Consider the following 18,155-nt stretch of genomic DNA (forward strand, 5'->3'; position numbering starts at 1 on the left):
CATGTTGCGATAAGCAAGTGCCCATGTTAAACCTTGGGGCGCACTTGCAGAGTCAACTATATCTTGCTCTTTCAGTCAGTATTAAGTTGCTGGCTGCCAAGTGCTATTTAATCTTCGCTTGTCACTTAAGCGTCAGCAAAAGGACATCATCATGAAACATGCGAATCACACACCCACTCGCTGGACACGGGCCGATGCGCTGAAAGTTAATGAAAATGACCCGACGACGACACAGCCGTTAGTGAGTCCTGACTTTCCTGTCATGAGTGACACGGTCTTTATCTGGGACACCATGCCCTTGCGTGAACTGGATGGCACGGTGGTATCGGTGGATGGCTGGTCGGTGATCTTCACCCTGACCGCCGACCGTCGCCCCCATGATCCACAATTCATCAATACCGATGGCCGTTACGACATCAAGCGCGATTGGGAAGACCGCCATGGTCATGCGCGGATCTGCTACTGGTATTCGCGTACCGGCAAGGACTGGATCTTCGGCGGCCGTGTCATGGCCGAAGGGGTTTCGCCGACCACCCGTGAATGGGCGGGTACGCCGATCCTGCTGAACAACAACGGCGATATCGACCTGTACTACACCTGTGTCACGCCGGGCGCCACGATTGCCAAAGTCCGGGGTCAGGTCATTACGTCCGACACCGGTGTCACCCTCCAGGGCTTTGATCAGGTCAAGTCGTTGTTCGATGCCGACGGCACCTACTACCAGACCGAAGCGCAGAATGCGACCTGGAACTTTCGCGATCCCAGCCCCTTTATCGATCCCGTCGATGGCAAGTTGTACATGGTGTTCGAAGGCAATGTGGCCGGCGAGCGCGGGACTCACGAAGTGGGCCCGAACGAGCTGGGCCTGGTGCCGCCGGGGCACGAGGACGTGGGCGGTGCCCGCTACCAAGTGGGCTGTATCGGCATCGCCGTGGCCAAGGACCTCAACGGTGACGAGTGGGAAATCCTGCCGCCCCTGGTCACGGCCGTTGGCGTGAACGACCAGACCGAACGGCCGCACTATGTGTTCCAGGACAACAAGTACTACCTGTTCACCATCAGCCACAAGTTCACCTATGCCGATGGCGTGACGGGGCCGGATGGCGTCTATGGGTTCGTCAGCGATCATCTGTTCGGGCCCTATACGCCGATGAACGCGTCCGGGCTGGTCCTCGGCAATCCGCCGTCGCAGCCGTTCCAGACGTATTCCCACTGCGTGATGCCCAACGGCCTGGTGACGTCGTTTATCGACAGCGTGCCCACCACCGGCGATGACTACCGCATCGGCGGCACCGAAGCGCCGACGGTCAGGATCGTGTTGAAGGGCGATCGTTCGTTTGTGCAGGAGGCTTATGACTATGGCTATATTCCGGCGATGCGGGATGTGGTGTTGAGCCAGTGACCGCCGTGCAAAACCCAGCCTGATTTCATCAGGTAGGTGGGAGGGGGCTTGCCACCTCCCACTTTTTTTTGACCGCATTTCAGCCTGTCTTCAAGGCTCAAGTCCTCGCCCACCTGGCCGATACAGGCACTAGCAGCACGAGTGATCCCGAACTCGTAGATGCACGCCTGGTCATCGCTCAGGTCAACGAATAAAAATCAAAAGGGGTGGCCATGACCATATTGCAGCGTGTGATCGGCGGGTTTGCGGTGTTGGTGCTGTTACTGCTAGTCATGGCGGGGATCAGTTATCAGAACACCCAGTCCATCAGCAGTCGCTTGAACATTATCACCGGCGAGTCGGCACCCTTGAGCCGGGCCGCCAGTGAGCTGTACGTGTATATCCTGCGCGCCAACCAGGCGTTGCTGGCCCTTCAGATCAGCACCGACCCCAAGCAGATCGAGGACGGCAAGCGACCGTTCACCGAGAGCATCGCCCAGTTCAATCAATTGCTCGACAGCACCGTTGCCTATACGGGCGAGCATGAGGCGCTGCGCGCGAACCTGGCGCAGCAGCGCCAACAGGTCGCGGCCTACGCCGAGCAGGCGCAGGCGTTGATGACGTCCCATGTGCAACACGTGCAGCAGTTGGCGCTGACCCGGCAACTGCAAGGCTACAGCAGTGCGCAGGCGATACAACTGACCAGCTACCTGCGCGATTACATTGCCCATGCACGCAGTGTCGGCGAACCGCAACAGGTGGCCGCGGCGGAAAAGCTGCTGTTGGAAGTCAACAAATCCTACGATGGCTTCGCGTCTCATACCGTCACGCCGGCCATTGATAAATTACAGCGTGTGCTCAATCTCCAGGACGAAGTGATCAGCACCCGGGCCCAGGCCCTGGCGGCGATTGACCCCAGGGTCGGGCGGATTGCCGGCGTCATGGTCAATCGCCTGCTGACTGACCTGACCGCCCCTGACGGCCTGTTCCAGGCTTATCAGGTGGAGGCAAAACTGGCCGCGCAGGTGCAGCAGCAACGCAGTGCGGTTGACGCGGCGCTGAAAGCCACCCTGGACAGGATTGGCGAGTTCGGCAGCCAGTCCCTGGAGGTCGCCAACCAGGCCAGCCAGTCGGCCAATGCCACCATCGGCACGAGCCGCAGCTTGCTGTTGATCGCGTGTGTGCTGGCGGTGCTTGCGGCGGTGGCGATTGGTACCTGGGTCGCCTTCAGCCTGCGGCGTCCGCTGGCGGCGTTTCGCGAAGTCCTCAAGACGCTTACTGCGGGAGACATGCGGGTCAGTTTCGATGTCAGCCGTAAAGACGAGTTCGGTGAGTTGGGCGGTTACCTGAACGAACTGACCACGGCCCTGCGCAAAACCTTCCGTGAATTGATCGGCTCTGCCGATGCGCTGGCCGTTACCGCGGGCAGCAACGCCCTGAACAGCGAGCAGACCACCCGGGTGGTGGATGAACAGAAGGACCGCTTGCAATCGGCGGCTTCGGCCATGACGCAGATGGAAAGCACGGTCGAAGAGGTGGCCCGGCGTGCGCAGGACACCCGCCAGGCCGTGGACGATACAAGTGAGCTCACGCACAAGGTGCAGGCGCGTGTGGCCGAGACCATCGTCAATATCCGCCAGCAGGCCGACCAGGTGAACAAGGCCACGCAAGTGACCGATGAGTTGCAGAAGTACGGACAGAATATCGAGGGCATTGTTGTCGCCATTCGCACCATTGCCGAACAGACCAACCTGCTCGCCCTGAATGCGGCGATCGAAGCGGCCCGTGCCGGCGAGCAGGGACGCGGTTTTGCGGTGGTGGCCGATGAAGTGCGCTCCCTGGCCAGCCGTACCCAGACCTCGACCAGCGAAATCCAGGACATGATCGGGCTCATGCAGGAAAAGATTCACTCGGTGGTGCACGTGATGAACGAAAGCCAGGCGCAGTCCACCCAATGCGTGTCCCTGGCCTCGGGCGCGGGTGACTTGCTGCTGTCGATGAGCGACTCGGTCGACAGTATCCGCGACATGAATATCCAGATCGCCGCCGCCACCGAGGAGCAGAGCGCCACGGTGCAGGAAACCAGTCGGATGGTCATCCAGATCAACGATTCGGCCCAGCAGACGGCAGACGGCGCCGAGCAGTCCGCCATCAGCAGCCACGAGCTGGCGGACATGGCCAAGGTGCAGCGCGAGCTGCTCCATCATTTCAGCGTTTGAGCCGCGGGAGTCAGAACATGAAAGCATGGTTAATCCTCGCCTTGGGGGCGACGCTGTTCATTCCGGGCCCGGCCCAGGCCGCCACGCCCTTGCTGGGTGTGGGCATGGCAAAGTACGACGATAACTTCCAGACCCTGCTGCGCAACGGGGTGCAGCAACAGGCCAGCGTCATGAACGCCGACATCTTTATGGAGAACGGGCAGGACAGCGTCGATTTGCAGATGCGCCAATTCCGCAACCTGGTCAATTCCAAGGTGGATGCGATCATCGTCGCGATGGTCGACGGCAAAAGTGCGGCGCAGATGATGCAGCTGGCCTCGGATGCAAAGATCCCGCTGGTGTTCGTCAACCGCAATCCGAACCCGCAAACGTGGCCGGCGCAGACCGCGTTTGTCGGCTCCAACGAGTTGGAGTCGGGTACGTTGCAGATGGAAGAGCTGGCGCGCCGCGCCGGTTACAAGGGCAACGTGGTGATTCTGGTGGGCGACCCGGCCAACGCGTCCTCTTTGATGCGCACCGAGGACGTGGAAAAAGTCGTCGCCAAATACCCCGATATGAAAGTCGTACAGAAAAAAGTCGGCAACTGGGAGCGTAGCCAGGCCGCCACGATTGTTATTGACTGGGTCAAGCAGGGCGTCGATTTCTCGATCATTGCGGCCAATAACGATGAAATGGCGATCGGCGCGATCATGGGCCTGGAAAAGGCCGGCAAGCAGGCCAAGAACTATTGGGTCGGCGGCATCGACGGCACACCGGACGGCTTGAAGTTGATGGCTGAGGGCAAGATGGCGGTCAGCGTGTTCCAGGATGCCGCCGGCCAGGCCGGCGGCGCAGTGGACACCGCACTGCGCCTGGTACGCGGCGAGGTGCTGGAGTCGGCGGTGGTCTGGGTGCCGTTCAAGTTGATCACGCCCGAGAATCGCCAGGCGTTTGAATAGCACTGAGCACCTCGATCCAACCTTGGAATGCAGTCAAATGTGCTCAGGCAGGGGGATTGGTGCGCTTGGCATGCTACTGACCGATCATGCGAACCACCCGCCTGGCAATCAGAACACCCACCACGGGCGCCAGTGCAAACACCCCAAACAGCCACACCGCAGCGCTTGCGGTGCCTTCGACGCCGCCGGGCTCACTGAGGCCGGCGACGTTTGCGACCATGCCCGCCAGTGCCGCGCCAAACGCGGTAGCGAACAGCTGCACAGTGGTAATCGACGCGCTGGCAAGGTCCTGCTCACCCGCCGGCGCCACCTGGAACACCCGGGTCAGCAAGTGCGGCCATGCCAGCCCCACGCCCAACCCAATCAGGATAAGCGCCAGGCAGATCGGTGTGAGCGTCTGCCCGCTGCCGTTGCTTTCGACGGGCATCAAGATGGCCAGCGCCACCATGCCCACCACGCCCAGGATCGGCCCGGCCAGGATCGCCCGTCGAATGTTGCTGCCCGTCACGCCCGCGCTGGCGATTGACCCCAGCGTCCAGCCGGCCGCCATCAATGCCGCCAGATAACCGGCCACCAGCGGCGACTGGTGGTGCAGGACTTGAAGAAACAACGGCACGAAGATTTCGCCACTGGTCACCGCCACCGCCAGCAGTGACATCGTGGCGTACAGCGCGCCGAGCGCCGTGGTGATCCGAAACGCTCCGGCGGGCAACAGTCGATGGCGGGCGCGGCTTTCCGTGACGATCAGCAGCGCGGTAAACACCGCCGCCACGGCCAGCCCCAGCAGGTTCAGGGGCAGGGTGGACGAGACACTGCCGGCCGACACCGCCAGTACCGCCGCCGTCAGCAGCACCAGTTGGGCGAGTGGCAACGGGGTCGGCGCAGCGCTCTCGGTGCTGCGCCTGGGCAGTACCGCCGCCGCCAGCACCGCGAACAACCCGGCCACCGGAATCAACGACCAGAACGCCGCGCGCCAGATGCCCAGCTCGGCAAACACCCCGCCCACCGCCGGGCCGACCAGCGTCGCCACGCCCCACATCCCCGAGACCAACGCCATCGCGCGCGGCCACAGGCTTTCATCGAACACCAAGCGGATCATCGCGTAGGACAGCGCGAACAAGAACCCACCGCCCAATCCCTGCACCAACCGCCCTACGAGCATCACCGGCATGGACGGCGCAAACGCACAGGCCAAGGCCCCGCCGGCAAACACCAGGCTGGCGACCAGGTACGCCGCACGCGGCCCGAGGCTGCCGAGCAGGCGCGCCGACAATGCCGAGCCGAGGATCGAGGCGGCGACAAATAACGTGGTGTTCCATGCGTAGTAGTCGATGCCGCCGATGTCCTGGACCACCGACGGCAGAATCGTGGTGGCGATGTACACGTTGATCGCATGCAGCACCACGCCGCCGGCCAGTGCGAGCGAACGTACGCCGTTGGCTCCGGACAACAGCGCGGCCCAGTTGGAGGGGGAGGGTTGAGGTGTGTCCATGCAGGCTCCGATTCAAAGGACTGAAGGCTTGCCAAGGCAAGCCGACACCCTTTATAAAACCTCATGTTTAGATGAGGTCAAGAGCCGGATGGAAGCGAAAATCGATGTGCGCATCCCCCTCGGCGTGGGCGAATTGGCCCGGCGCAGCGGCGTGACCGTGGCCACGGTGCATTTCTACGAAGCCAAGGGGTTGATTCACGCACAACGCAGCGCGGGCAATCAGCGTCGTTATCAGCGTGAGGTACTGCGCCGGATTGCGGTGATCAAGGTCGCGCAGCGCGCGGGCATTCCGTTGGCGACTATCAAGGACGCGTTGGACGAACTGCCTTCAGGACGGCCGTTGACGGCCAAGGACTGGACCCAACTCTCCACACGCTGGCGCGACCTGTTGAGTGAGCGTATCAACAGCCTCACTCAACTGCGCGACCAACTCGATGGCTGTATCGGCTGTGGATGCCTGTCCCTGGATGATTGCCCGTTGCGCAATCCGGGGGATCAGATGGGACGGCTGGGGGATGGGGCCGTATTGCTCGGAAAGTGAGGCAGTCAGCGCCGACCCGTGCGCGTACTCACATCCACCCACACCGCCAACACCAGGATGCTGCCCTTCACAATCATCTGCCAGTAACTGTCCACGTCCAGCATCGACATGCCGTTATCCAGGCTGGTGATCACCAATGCCCCGAGCAACGCGCCATACACCGTGCCCGAGCCGCCGCGCATCGACGTGCCGCCGATGAAGCACGCCGCGATAGCGTCGAGCTCACCCATGTTGCCTGCTGACGGTGAGCCGGCAGCCAAGCGTGCGGTATTGACCAGACCGGCGAGGGCACACATCACGCCCATGATGCCGAAGATCCACAGTTTCACCGCCTGCACGTTGATGCCCGACAGCCGCGTGGCTTCCATGTTGCTGCCCACCGCGTAGACGCGGCGGCCGAACACGGTCTGGCTGGTGACGTAGCTGAACACGCCGAGCAGCACCAGCAACAGCAGCACCGGTACGGGGATGCCGTCGTAGCTGTTGAGGGTGGTGACAAACCCGGCGAGCACCGCGCCGATCACCCCCACGCGCAGCACATCGCGCATCATGGCGTGCGGCGCCAAGCCATGCAGCGCGCGGTTGCGCCGTTGTTTCCAGGTCAAAAACAGGGTCAGGGCAAACAGCAAGACCCCAAGGCCAACCCCCACCGAATGCGGCAAATACCCCTGGCCCACATACACCAGCGACGGCGACACCGGCGCGATGGTGGTGCCGCCGGTGATCCCCAGCAGAATCCCGCGAAACGCGAGCATGCCGCCGAGGCCAACGATAAACGACGGAATGCGCAGGTAAGCGGTCATGTAGCCGTTGGCCAAACCGATCATCAAGCCGCACAACGCCACCAGGCTGAGGTTGGCCAGCAGCGGAATGTGATAGACCACATCCAGGATCGCCGCGAGCCCGCCCAACAGTCCCAGCAACGAACCCACCGACAAATCGATCTCGCCGCTGATGATCACCAGCACCATGCCGCACGCCAGGATGCCGGTGATCGACATCTGCCGCAGCAGGTTGGACAGGTTGCGCGGGGTGAGGAAGCCGCCCTCGGTCTGCCAGCTGAAAAACAGCCAGATAAACGCCACGGCGATCACCAGGGCGAGCATTTTGTAGCGAGTGAACAGCTGTTTGACCTGATTCATCTACGCGGTTTTCCGATTGTTATTGTTTTGGCTGAGCGCGGCGGCGAGCACCTGTTCCTGGGTGAGCCCCTCGTTGATGAAGTCGCCACGCAACTGGCCGTCGCCGATCACCAGCACGCGGTTGGACACGCCGAGCACTTCGGCCAGCTCCGAGGAAACCATGATGATCGACACGCCTTCGGCCGCCAGCGCGCCCATCAGTTTGTAGATCTCATACTTGGCGCCCACATCCACCCCGCGCGTGGGCTCGTCGAGGATCAGCACCTTGGGCTTGGCCATCAGCATTTTCGCCAGCACGGCCTTTTGCTGGTTGCCGCCGGACAGGCTGGTGATCGGCAGGAACGGGCTGGCGGTCTTGAGGTGCATGCGCGCGATCTGCTGGTCGATGCTGCCCAGTTCGGCCTCGGCGTCGATGCGGGTCAGGTGGGCATAGGTGTCGAGCACCGCCAGGGTGATGTTCTGGCCCACGCCCAGGTCAGGGATGATGCCCTGGCGCTTGCGGTCCTCGGGCACCATGCACAGTCCGGCGCGGATCGATTTGAGCGGCGTGCGCGTGTCGATCACCTGGCCGTCGAGCCACACCTCGGCGCTGTAGCGGCCGGGGTAGGCGCCGAACAACGCCGACACCAGCTCCGTGCGCCCGGCGCCCACCAGCCCGGCTATGCCGAGGATTTCGCCGCGCTTGAGCACGAAGGAAATATCGTCGACGCGCTTGCGCCTGGGGTTGTCGACGTCATAGCAGGTGACATTGCGCACTTCGAAAATCACCTCGCCGATGGCATGGGGCTCGGTGGGGTAGAGGTTACTCATTTCGCGGCCGACCATCTGCGTGATGATCTGCGGGATGTCCATGTCGGCCATGGCCGTGGTCGCGATGTGCTTGCCATCGCGAATCACCGTGATGGTGTCGCACACGGCCGCCACTTCATCGAGCTTATGGGAGATGTACACGCAGGCCACGCCTTTGGCCTTGAGGCCGCGGATGATGTCCAGCAGCACTTCGATTTCCGAGCGGGTCAGGGCCGAGGAGGGCTCGTCGAGAATCAGCAGGCGCGCCTGTTTGTTCAGGGCCTTGGCGATTTCCACCAGTTGCTGGTAGCCGCCGCCGTACTGCGACACCGGCAGCGCCACGTTCATGTCCGGCACCTTGAGCTCGCGCATCAACGCTTCGGCGCGGTGCAGCATCGCCGGGTAGTTCATACGCCCGCCGGGCAACGTCAGCTCGTGGCCCATGAAGATGTTCTCGGCCACCGACAGGTCAGGCACCAGGGTCAGTTCCTGGTGAATGATGACGATGCCGGCGGCCTCGGTTTCGCTGATGGACTGGGCCCTGAGCGGTTGCCCGTCCCAGAGGATTTCCCCCTCCCAGGTGCCATGGGGGTAGACCGCCGACAGCACCTTCATCAGGGTGGATTTACCGGCGCCGTTCTCGCCGCACAGGCCGACGCATTCCCCTGGCCGCACCTTGATGTCGATGCCGTTCAGCGCGTGGACACCGCCAAAGGTTTTGACGATGCCGTTCATTTGCAGCAGGTAGTCGGCCATGGCGATCACTGCCCGCCGATCTGCTCTTTGGTATAGAACCCGTCCTTCTCCAACAGGTCGATATTGGCCTTGGTCAGCGGGGTCGGGGTGAGCAGGATGGTGTCGACTTTCTTGCTGCCATTGTCGTACTGCGAGCTGTAGGTGGGCTTCTCGTTACGCGCCAGTTGCACCGAGAGCTTGGCGGCTTCGGTGGCGATCAGCTTGAGTGGCTTGTACACGGTCATGGTCTGGGTACCGTCGATCACGCGCTTGACGGCGGCGAGGTCGGCGTCCTGGCCGGAGATCGGCACCTTGCCTGCCAGTTTCTGCGCGGCCAGGGCCTGGATCGCACCGCCGGCGGTGGCGTCGTTGGAGGCGACGATGGCGTCGATCTTGTTGCTGTTGCGGGTCAGGGCGTTCTCGACGATGCTCAGGGCTTCGGTGGGGTTCCATTCCTTGACCCACTGCTGGCCGACAATCTTGATGTCGCCCTTGTCGATGGCCGGTTGCAGCACCTTCATCTGGCCTTCGCGCAGTACCTTGGCGTTGTTGTCGGTGGGCGCGCCGCCGAGCAGGAAATAGTTGCCCTTGGGCGCCGCTTGCAGCACGCCGTTGGCCTGCATCTCACCGACTTTTTCGTTATCGAAGGAGATGTAGGCATCGATGTCCGCGTTGAGAATCAGGCGATCATAGGACACCACCTTGATCCCGGCCTTCTTGGCTTCGGCGACCGCGTTGGTCAGCACAGTGGCGTTGAACGGCACGATCACGATCACATCGACACCCCGGGAGATCAGGTTTTCGATCTGCGAAATCTGCTTCTGCTCGTTGGCATCGGCGGACTGCACAAAGACCTTGGCATCGAGTTTTTCTGCGGCGGCGACGAAGTAGTCACGGTCACGGGACCAGCGTTCCAGGCGCAGGTCGTCGATGGAAAAACCGATTTTCGGGTGGGCGGAATCGGCCATCACCGGCAGGGCGAGCAGGGCCAGGGCGGTGGCGAGCAGGGTACGTTTGAATGACTTCATGGTGGTGCGTCCTTTTATTGTTGTTGGAAAGACACTGGGTGAAGACTCTAGGCGAACACTGTAGGTGTGGCTAACCGGCGTGTTGTGGCAAGCCGGGCTTTTGTGGTGAACAGGACTTTTGTGGTGAATGGGCTTGTCTTGGTGAATGGGTTTAGTGTGGTGAGCGGGCTTATTGTGGTGAATGGGTTTGGTGTGGTGAGCAGGCTTGTTGTGGTGAGCGGGCTTGCCCCGCGCTGGGCTGCGAAGCAGCCCCAAACCCAGGCACCTCGGTGTGTCAGCTAAAAACACATCGCCTGCAATGGGGCCGCTTCGCGCCCCAGCGCGGGGCAAGCCCGCTCACCACAACAACCCCCCTCACCACAATAAGCCTCTCACCACACCAACCCCGCTCATCACAACAAGTCCGCTCACCACGCTGTCACCGATAAATAAACCGGTTGACCACTCCCTCCAGCATCTCCTGCCGACCACTCACGGCCTGCGGGTTCAGTTGGTGGGTAAACGCATGTTCGGCCAGGGACTCCAGGCTGAACTCACCCGCCAGCACGGCCTGGCCCAGCGGCTGCTGCCAGCCGGCATAGCGCTGGTCCTTGAACTGCTGCAGCCGGTCGTTCTGCACCATGGCCGCCGCGCGTTCCAGCGCCAGGGCGAGTACATCCATGGCGGCGACATGGCCGTGGAACAGGTCGACCTCGTCCAGGCTCTGGCGGCGTACCTTGGAGTCGAAATTGTAGCCGCCATTCTTGAAGCCACCGGCCTTGAGGATTTCATAGGTGGCGAGGGTCATCTCCTCGACGCTGTTGGGGAATTGGTCGGTGTCCCAGCCGTTCTGCGGGTCGCCCCGGTTGGCGTCGATGCTGCCGAAGATGCCCAGGGACACGGCGGTGGCGATCTCGTGATGGAAACTGTGCCCGGCCAGGGTGGCGTGGTTGGCCTCGATATTCACCTTGATCTCATGCTCCAGGCCGTACTCATGCAAAAAGCCGAACACCGTGGCGCTGTCGTAATCGTACTGGTGCTTGGTCGGCTCCTGGGGCTTGGGTTCGATCAGCAGGTCGCCCTTGAAGCCGATCTTGTGCTTGTGCTCTACCACCATGCGCATAAAACGCCCGAGCTGTTCGCGCTCGCGCTTGAGGTCGGTGTTGAGCAGGGTTTCATAACCTTCACGGCCGCCCCACAGCACGTAATTGGCGCCCTTGAGTCGCAGCGTGGCGTTCATCGCGCTGAACACCTGGGCAGCGGCGTAGGCAAACACCTCCGGGTCCGGGTTACTGGCGGCACCGGCGGCAAAACGCGGGTTGCTGAAGCAGTTGGCGGTGCCCCACAGCAACTTGATGCCGGTCTGTTCCTGATGGCGCTCCAGATGGTCGACCATCTGCGCAAAGTGGTTGCGGTACTCCTTGAGCGAACTGCCTTCCGGCGCCACATCGGTGTCGTGAAAACTGTAGTAGTCGATGCCCAGCTTGGAGAAAAACTCGAATGCCGCCTCTGCCTTGCCGATGGCCACGTCCATCGGCTCGCCGCTGCGCTGCCACGGGCGCTTGAAGGTGCCCATGCCGAACATATCGGCGCCGGGCCACACGAAGGTGTGCCAGTAACACGCGGCCATGCGCAGGTGCTCGCGCATCGGTTTGCCGAGGATCAGCTTGTTGGCGTCGTAATGGCGAAAGGCGAGGGGGGCATCGCTGCTGGGACCTTCGAAGCGAACCTTGTCGACACCGGGGAAGTACGGCATGGCGTTTTCCTTATTGTTCTTGGCGGTGTCTGGATACTAGCAACGGCACCGGGCCCGCTGATTATGAAAATCACCAAGGGGTGGTGCGATTTTGACCGGCGAGGGCTAGGCTGTTGCCACAGGCCCGAGGACAAAAACAATGAAAACCCTACCGCCCGTGCACCGTATCGCCTTGCTTTTCAACGGCAGCAAAATCTATGACCGCGGCATCATCGCCGGTATTGGCAATTACTTGAGCAGCACCCGCGCGTCTTGGGACTTGTTCCTGGAAGAGGACTTTCTATGCCGGCTCAAAGGCATCGAGCGCTGGCAGGGCGACGGCATCATTGCCGACTTCGACGACCCGCTGATCGGCGAAGCGTTGGCCGACAGCACGTTGCCGGTGGTGGCGGTGGGTGGCTCCTATGAAGACGCGCGCGCCTATCCCAAGGGCATTCCCTATGTGGCGACCGATAACCACGCATTGATGAAGTTGGCTTACGAACACTTGATCGAAGCCGGCCTGACCCGATTTGCCTGCTTCAGCCTGCCCGAGGCCCAGGCCAATCGCTGGGCCCAGGAGCGTGAAAAAGCCTTTCGCCGCCTGCTGCAACGGGATGGTCTGCACGTCGAGGTGTATCGCGGCCTGGGCACCAGCGCGCCGTTGTGGGACAGCGCGGTGGAACAGCAGATTGCCTGGCTGCACAGCCTGCCCAAGCCCATCGGCATCATCGCCGTCACCGATGCCCGTGCCCGACAACTGCTGCAAGCCTGCCTGACTGCGGGCATCGCCGTGCCGGAACAAGTGGCGTTGATCGGCATCGACAACGACCCCCTGACCCGCACCCTCACGCGGGTGCCGCTGAGTTCGGTGATCCAGGGCACGGAAACCATGGGGCGCACGGCCGCCGCCTTGCTGCACCAGATGCTGCACGGCAAACCGTGCGTGGGCACGCAGGTCCTGGTGCCGCCGGATGCCATCAACGTTCAGGCTTCCAGCCTGCATCAACCCTTGGGTAATCCGTACGTGATGCAGGCGCTGCTGTTTATCCGCCAGTACGCCTGCCAGGGCATCAAGACCGCGCAGGTGGCGGCCTATGTCGGCGTGTCGCGTTCATCCCTGGAAGCGCACTTTCGCAAGGTGCGCGGCTGCAGCGTGCATGACGAGATCCTGCGCTTCAAACTCGCCGCCGCCGCCAAGGGCCTGGAAAGCCACGAACTGGCAATTGCCGATATTGCCGCCAAGTGCGGGTTCAAGTCGGCGCAGTACCTGCATACGGTGTTTCGCCGCGAGTTTGGTTGTACGCCCCGCGAGTATCAGCAGGGCTAAAAGAGTTACCCCAGCAAGGAGGCTTTGACGGCAGCTGGGTTTTGTTGCTGGCCTGGAGTTTGCGCGCGGGCGAGTCAGAACGTTGCCTTAACCTGCAATCCCAGCACCAGCGCATTGTCGATGTTATCCCCCGAAAACGCCCCCGGCTCGATGATGTATTGCACATCCGGGCGCAGGTTCAGCCACGGCGTGGCCTGGTAGCCGTAACTGAGCTCGACCAGTTGTTCGGCGTTGTCGAGGTTGGGGTAGGTCGAGCCGGCGTTGAAGGCGGCCAGTTCCTGCACGTCACGGCTGCGCGGGTTGGGCACGGCGCGGCCGTATCCCAGGGACAGGGTGTCGCGCGGCCGGCCTTCGAAGGGTTTGTACAACACCACGCCTGCGCCGTACCACTTGCTGAACGGCGAGGCCGCTTCGCTGGCAGCGGAGTATTGGCCGAAGGCATGCAGGCTGCGACCGGCGGATGCGTCGGAAGCCCATACGGCCTGGTCGATCAGCAGGTAGTGGCCGCCGCGACCGCTGACCTTGTCATCACTGCCGATGCGCTTGACGTCGGAGCTGTCGTAGTAATAGCCCAGTTTGTATTCACCCGGCAGGGGGCCTGCGTGTTTGTACACCAACTCGATCGGCACCACGGTGCCGGTGGTGTGCTTGGGGCTCAGCTTCCAGGCGCGGCTGGAATCGCCATTGCTGTCGGGGTCGACATTGAAGGCGGCCACGCGCAGTTGCCAGGCAGGTGACAAGTCGTATTTCACCCGGGCGCCCAGGCGTGCGTTCGGGTAGTTGGTCCAGCCGCTGCCGCCGGACATGTTCAGCGGATGCCCGCAGAACCCGGCGTTCATGAAGGTGCACAGGATGCCGCTGTCCAGTCCGCCGAGGTCATTGCCCATGGCCATATAGCCAAGCTTGAGGTTCAGCGCCGGGGTGAACAACGTGCGCTCGTAGCTCAGCTCGGTGAGACGGGTGTAGAGGCCGCCGTAGTTTTCCTGGATCGGCAGGCGGTTGCCCACCAGGTCTTCGGAGGCGCTGTTGCCGCGGCGGTCGTTGAGGGTCAGTTGGATGCGGTCGCCATTGTTGAAACCGTAGAGTTTGCCCAGGTCGAACTGCACGCCCAGCTTGAGGTTTTGCGAGTAGCGCGCCGAACGGTGCTGGCCGCCGTGGGCGTTATAGGCGGTCTCGCCGCTGTAGTCGCCGGTAAAGCGGATGCCTTGCTCGTCGAGCTCGCGGCGCAGGCCGCCCCAGTCGCCGGTCAGGGTGGTGTCGTCGGCTTGAGCGGGCAGGGCGGCACCCAGGGCCAGGCCGAGCAACAGACGCCCAAGGGAAAGATGAGAAGAGGGGGTCATGCGGAGTCTTCCAAAGCAGAAGGCGCGGTGCAGGGGCACCGCGCCAGGAGGGGGTTATGGCAGGGCGTAGGCGATCACGTAGTCGCCACGGTCGGTTGACTGGCGCGCACCGCCGGCGGTGACGACGATGTACTGCTTGCCGGTTTTCGGCGACACGTAGGTCATCGGGCCACCCTGGCTGCCGACGGGCAGGCGGGCCTTCCAGATTTCATCGCCGTTGCCGCTGTTGAAAGCGCGCAGGTAGAAGTCCTGGGTGCCGGCGATAAAGATCAGGCCGCCCTGGGTCGACAGCGTGCCGCCGAGGGTCGGCAGGCCGATCTTGATCGGCAGGTGCATGCGGATGCCCAGGGGGCCGGTGTCTTCAACGGTGCCCACCGGCACTTGCCACGCGACTTTCTGGGTCTTCATGTCGATGGCGGTGAGGGTGCCGAACGGCGGCGCCTGGCACGGGATGCCGGCCACCGACAGGAAGCGGTTTTTGTTCACCGCATACGGCGTGCCCTTGAGCGGGACCGCGCCCATGCCGGTGTTCAGCGCTTCGCCACCGGAAGCGGCCTGGGCCTTGTTCTGCGAGGGCTGCATCTGGATCCACAGGCCCAGGCGCATGTCGTTGACGAAGATAAAGCCATGCACCGGGTCGGTGGAAATACTGCCCCAGTTCATGCCGCCCAGGGAACCCGGGAAGCTCAGGGATTTATCCGTGCCCGGCGCGGTGTAGAGGCCGTCGTAGCGCATGCCCTTGAAGTCGATGCGGCACAGCAACTGGTCGTACGGGGTAGCGCCCCACATGTCCGACTCGCTCAGGGTTTGCGCGCCGATCTGCGGCATGCCCACGGACTTGGGCTGGGTCGGCGAATAAGGCTCGTTCGGAATGTTGGCGGCCTTGACCGGTACTTCCTTGACCTCGGTCAGCGGCGTGCCGGTGGCGCGGTCGAGTACATAGATCTGCCCGGCCTTGGTGCCGATCACCACCGCCGGTACCGCCTTGTCGCTGCCCGGTGGGGTGAAGTCGATCAGGCTCGGTTGCATCGGCAGGTCGAAGTCCCACAGGTCGTTGTGGACGGTCTGGTACACCCACTTTTCAGCCCCGGTCGAGGCATCCAGCGCCAGCACGGACGCGCCGTATTTATGGTTGAGCGGGGTGCGTTCCACGCCGTAGATATCGGTGGACGAGCTGCCCATCGGCAGGAAGACCGTGTTCATCAACGGGTCGTAGGACATCGGTGCCCAGCTGTTGGGCGTGCTGCGCACATAGGTGCTGCCGGCGGCTGGTGCTTGTTTGTCTTCAGGGTTGCCCGGGTCGAAGGCCCAGCGCATTTGCCCGCTGATCACATCGAAGCCACGGATCACACCGCCGGGCATGTCGGTTTGGACGTTATCCGCGACGCGGCCGCCCACCACCACGGTAGTCCCGGCGATCAACGGCGCGGAAGACAGCTGGTAGTAGCTGTCCGGCACATTGCCCAGGCCGGCTTTCAGGTCCACCTGGCCGTGGGTGCCGAAGTCTTCGCAGAATTTGCCGGTGTCGGCATCCACGGCGATCAGGCGCGCATCGATGGTGTTGGTCAGCAAGCGGCGCTGGCACTGCGCACCGGCGGGAACGCTGGCGGCGATGATCGGCGAGCTGTTGGGCTGGGTCGGCTGGGCAATCGGCGCGGTGGCGTCGAAATACGCCATGCCCCGGCAACGCTGCCACACCGCCGACTTGGCGTTGACTTCGTTCTTCCACAGCTCTTTGCCGGTGTCGGCGTCGAGGGCGATCAGGTTGTTGTGGGGCGTGCAGATAAACACCTTGTTGCCGATCTGCAGGGGCGTGAGCTGGTCTTCGGCGCCGTTGCCGTCGCTGAGGGCCACGTCACCGGTGTGATACGTCCAGGCCACCTTGAGCTTGTCGACAGTGTCGCGGTTGATCTGGTCCAGCGCGGCGAAGCGGCTGCCCCCTTCGGTGTTGCCGTAGTGGGCCCAGTCCTTCTGCGCGTCGGCCGCGGCCACGGGCGTGATGCCTGGGCCTGCACCGGTCGGCGCGACGCTGGGATGGGCGACAAACATATTGCCCGCCGCCACCGCCACGCCCACCGCCAGCACGGCGGCAACGCCATAGGCACCGCGCGCGGGCCGGCCGGCCAGCAGCGGATACACCAGCGCCACCACCAGGCCGATGGCCGCGAACATGAACAGCCGCGAGAACAGCGGCCAGAACACCAGGCCCACATCCGCCACCGCCCAGATGGCCGTGCCGATCAGGAAAGCCGCGAACAGCCATGCACCTGCGGTTTTTTGCCGGGCAATGAGCAGGCCGGAAACCGCCATGGCCACGCCGCCGACCAGGAAGTACCAGGAACCGCCAAGGCTCACCAATTTGGCGCCGCCAACGGCCAGCGCGAGGCCGAGCAGGGCGATGATTACGCCCAGGCCCAGGAGGAGGAATCTAGAGACGCCAGTGGCGCGCGATGCTCGTTTCATGTCGAAAGGACTCGAGTGAGAGAGGGCAAAGACGCGATTTTAGCAAGATAATTAACTGGTTAGTACATTAGAGTCCTGCAATAGACTATTACAGGTGCTGCGATGATGGGCTGGGGCTAAATGTCGCGCGTGTCGCTGAAGTGTAGGCACGCCTTGGGCAATATGTGGCAGCGCGTAAGCGGGTTGCCACATACGGGGTGGGTTTGGTTTTACGCCTCGGCTGGTTTTTTGCCGCGAGGTTTTTTCTGCGCAGTTTCCCCGTCCTCCAGTGCGTCGCCCCCCAGGCTGCGCGTCAACTCGACGGCGGCCTGTTGGAACAGGGGGTGCAATGTCTGCGCCTGCTCGGCGGTCAGGCGACTGGCCGGGCCGGACAGCACCAGGGCACCGATCAGGTTTTCCCCTGGGCCGAAGATCGGCAATGCCATCGACGCGGCGTGGGGGTCGGTGGCGCCATGGGAAAACAACGGCTTGATCATCTTCGCCGCCAGCGAATACGGCGTGCGTAACGCTTCGGCACCGGCTGCACCGTCCATGGGGCGGGTGTCGCCCGGTTGCAGGTGCAAGCGCAGGTGATGCGGGGAGTTGACCCGGTAGAGGCACATTCGGTAGGCGCCGTGGCGCACATAGAATGAAGCTGTTTCGCCGGTTTCCTGGGTCAGGCGATGCAGCAGCGGGGTGATATGGCGCTCAAGGTCGAGGCCGTCCTGGTACACCGTGTTCAAGCGCATGATCTCGGTCGCCAGCTGGTAGCGACCGTCCGCCAGGCGAGTGATCAGGCCGTGGTCTTCCAGTGACACCATCAGGCGCATGATGGTGCTCTTGATCAGCCCGGTGCGCGCGGCCAGCTCGGCCAGTTCCAGGGCCGTGTCCCCCATCTTGAAGGCGGTGAGCACGGTCAGCACCCGATCAGCCGAAGCAACTCCGGTGACGGCGGGGCGTGGGCGTGTTTTTACCATGGGGGGCTCCTTGAAGGGGGGGCGGGTACGCTGCAAAATACTGGCATTGCCCGCAGGGAGCAATGCCAAGCGATTGAGCGTACAGCG

Annotated in this window: 13 protein-coding genes and 1 pseudogene; 6 read left to right on the forward strand and 8 right to left on the reverse strand. The window is 62.8% G+C overall.

Annotated elements, in window-relative coordinates:
- The first annotated feature begins 151 nt into the window (after window positions 1–151).
- The 4 genes and pseudogenes from NIBR502773_RS26760 (at window position 152) to NIBR502773_RS26770 (ending at window position 4,538) form a co-directional block, all read left to right on the forward strand.
- Window positions 152–1,402, forward strand: a complete 1,251-nt coding sequence (locus NIBR502773_RS26760) for a glycoside hydrolase family 68 protein (RefSeq protein WP_141157361.1) — start codon at window positions 152–154, stop codon at window positions 1,400–1,402.
- A gap of 920 nt (window positions 1,403–2,322) precedes the next feature.
- Window positions 2,323–2,694 (forward strand): annotated as a pseudogene (locus NIBR502773_RS31450) (methyl-accepting chemotaxis protein); the annotation flags it as partial.
- A gap of 201 nt (window positions 2,695–2,895) precedes the next feature.
- Window positions 2,896–3,600: a methyl-accepting chemotaxis protein gene (locus NIBR502773_RS31455; RefSeq protein ID WP_373682400.1), complete on the forward strand. Its 705-nt coding sequence runs from the start codon at window positions 2,896–2,898 to the stop codon at window positions 3,598–3,600.
- 17 nt (window positions 3,601–3,617) lie between these two features.
- Window positions 3,618–4,538, forward strand: coding sequence for a substrate-binding domain-containing protein (locus NIBR502773_RS26770; protein WP_141157363.1), 921 nt, complete (start codon window positions 3,618–3,620; stop codon window positions 4,536–4,538).
- Window positions 4,539–4,611: 73 nt separating this feature from the next.
- On the opposite strand, the gene NIBR502773_RS26775 is transcribed toward NIBR502773_RS26770, so the two are convergent.
- Window positions 4,612–6,030, reverse strand: coding sequence for an MFS transporter (locus NIBR502773_RS26775; RefSeq protein WP_065939701.1), 1,419 nt, complete (start codon window positions 6,028–6,030; stop codon window positions 4,612–4,614).
- Between the two features lie 88 nt (window positions 6,031–6,118).
- Between NIBR502773_RS26775 and soxR the strand changes: the two genes are divergently transcribed.
- Window positions 6,119–6,571 (forward strand): redox-sensitive transcriptional activator SoxR, encoded by a 453-nt coding sequence (gene soxR / locus NIBR502773_RS26780; protein WP_141157364.1) that lies wholly within the window; start codon window positions 6,119–6,121, stop codon window positions 6,569–6,571.
- A gap of 5 nt (window positions 6,572–6,576) precedes the next feature.
- Here the strand turns inward: soxR and NIBR502773_RS26785 are convergent, their stop codons facing one another.
- The 4 genes from NIBR502773_RS26785 to xylA form a co-directional block, all read right to left on the reverse strand.
- Window positions 6,577–7,713, reverse strand: coding sequence for a sugar ABC transporter permease (locus NIBR502773_RS26785; protein WP_141157365.1), 1,137 nt, complete (start codon window positions 7,711–7,713; stop codon window positions 6,577–6,579).
- Window positions 7,714–9,258 carry a D-xylose ABC transporter ATP-binding protein gene (xylG, locus tag NIBR502773_RS26790; RefSeq protein ID WP_141157366.1) on the reverse strand — a complete coding sequence of 515 codons (1,545 nt, stop codon included), beginning with the start codon at window positions 9,256–9,258 and terminating at the stop codon, window positions 7,714–7,716. It lies immediately after the preceding gene.
- A 5-nt stretch (window positions 9,259–9,263) separates the two neighbouring features.
- Window positions 9,264–10,265: a D-xylose ABC transporter substrate-binding protein gene (gene xylF / locus NIBR502773_RS26795; protein WP_141157367.1), complete on the reverse strand. Its 1,002-nt coding sequence runs from the start codon at window positions 10,263–10,265 to the stop codon at window positions 9,264–9,266.
- A gap of 418 nt (window positions 10,266–10,683) precedes the next feature.
- Entirely contained in the window at window positions 10,684–12,000 is a 1,317-nt protein-coding gene (xylA, locus tag NIBR502773_RS26800; RefSeq protein WP_092359118.1) for a xylose isomerase, read from the reverse strand.
- Window positions 12,001–12,139: 139 nt separating this feature from the next.
- Between xylA and NIBR502773_RS26810 the strand changes: the two genes are divergently transcribed.
- Window positions 12,140–13,309 carry a XylR family transcriptional regulator gene (locus NIBR502773_RS26810; protein WP_141157369.1) on the forward strand — a complete coding sequence of 390 codons (1,170 nt, stop codon included), beginning with the start codon at window positions 12,140–12,142 and terminating at the stop codon, window positions 13,307–13,309.
- A gap of 74 nt (window positions 13,310–13,383) precedes the next feature.
- Here NIBR502773_RS26810 and NIBR502773_RS26815 read toward each other — a convergent pair whose 3' ends face one another.
- The 3 genes from NIBR502773_RS26815 to NIBR502773_RS26825 all read right to left on the reverse strand — a co-directional run bounded on the left by NIBR502773_RS26815 (window position 13,384) and on the right by NIBR502773_RS26825 (window position 18,068).
- Window positions 13,384–14,649 (reverse strand): carbohydrate porin, encoded by a 1,266-nt coding sequence (locus tag NIBR502773_RS26815; protein ID WP_141157370.1) that lies wholly within the window; start codon window positions 14,647–14,649, stop codon window positions 13,384–13,386.
- A gap of 54 nt (window positions 14,650–14,703) precedes the next feature.
- On the reverse strand, window positions 14,704–17,112 hold the full coding sequence (locus NIBR502773_RS26820) for a glucose/quinate/shikimate family membrane-bound PQQ-dependent dehydrogenase (RefSeq protein ID WP_141157371.1): 2,409 nt from the start codon (window positions 17,110–17,112) through the stop codon (window positions 14,704–14,706).
- Window positions 17,113–17,321: 209 nt separating this feature from the next.
- The gene (locus tag NIBR502773_RS26825) at window positions 17,322–18,068 is read right to left on the reverse strand and encodes an IclR family transcriptional regulator (protein ID WP_027603563.1); all 747 of its coding nucleotides are present in this window, start codon (window positions 18,066–18,068) and stop codon (window positions 17,322–17,324) included.
- Window positions 18,069–18,155 lie beyond the last annotated feature (87 nt).

The sequence above is a fragment of the Pseudomonas sp. NIBRBAC000502773 genome (genome assembly GCF_006517195.1).
GTDB lineage: Bacteria > Pseudomonadota > Gammaproteobacteria > Pseudomonadales > Pseudomonadaceae > Aquipseudomonas > Aquipseudomonas marginalis.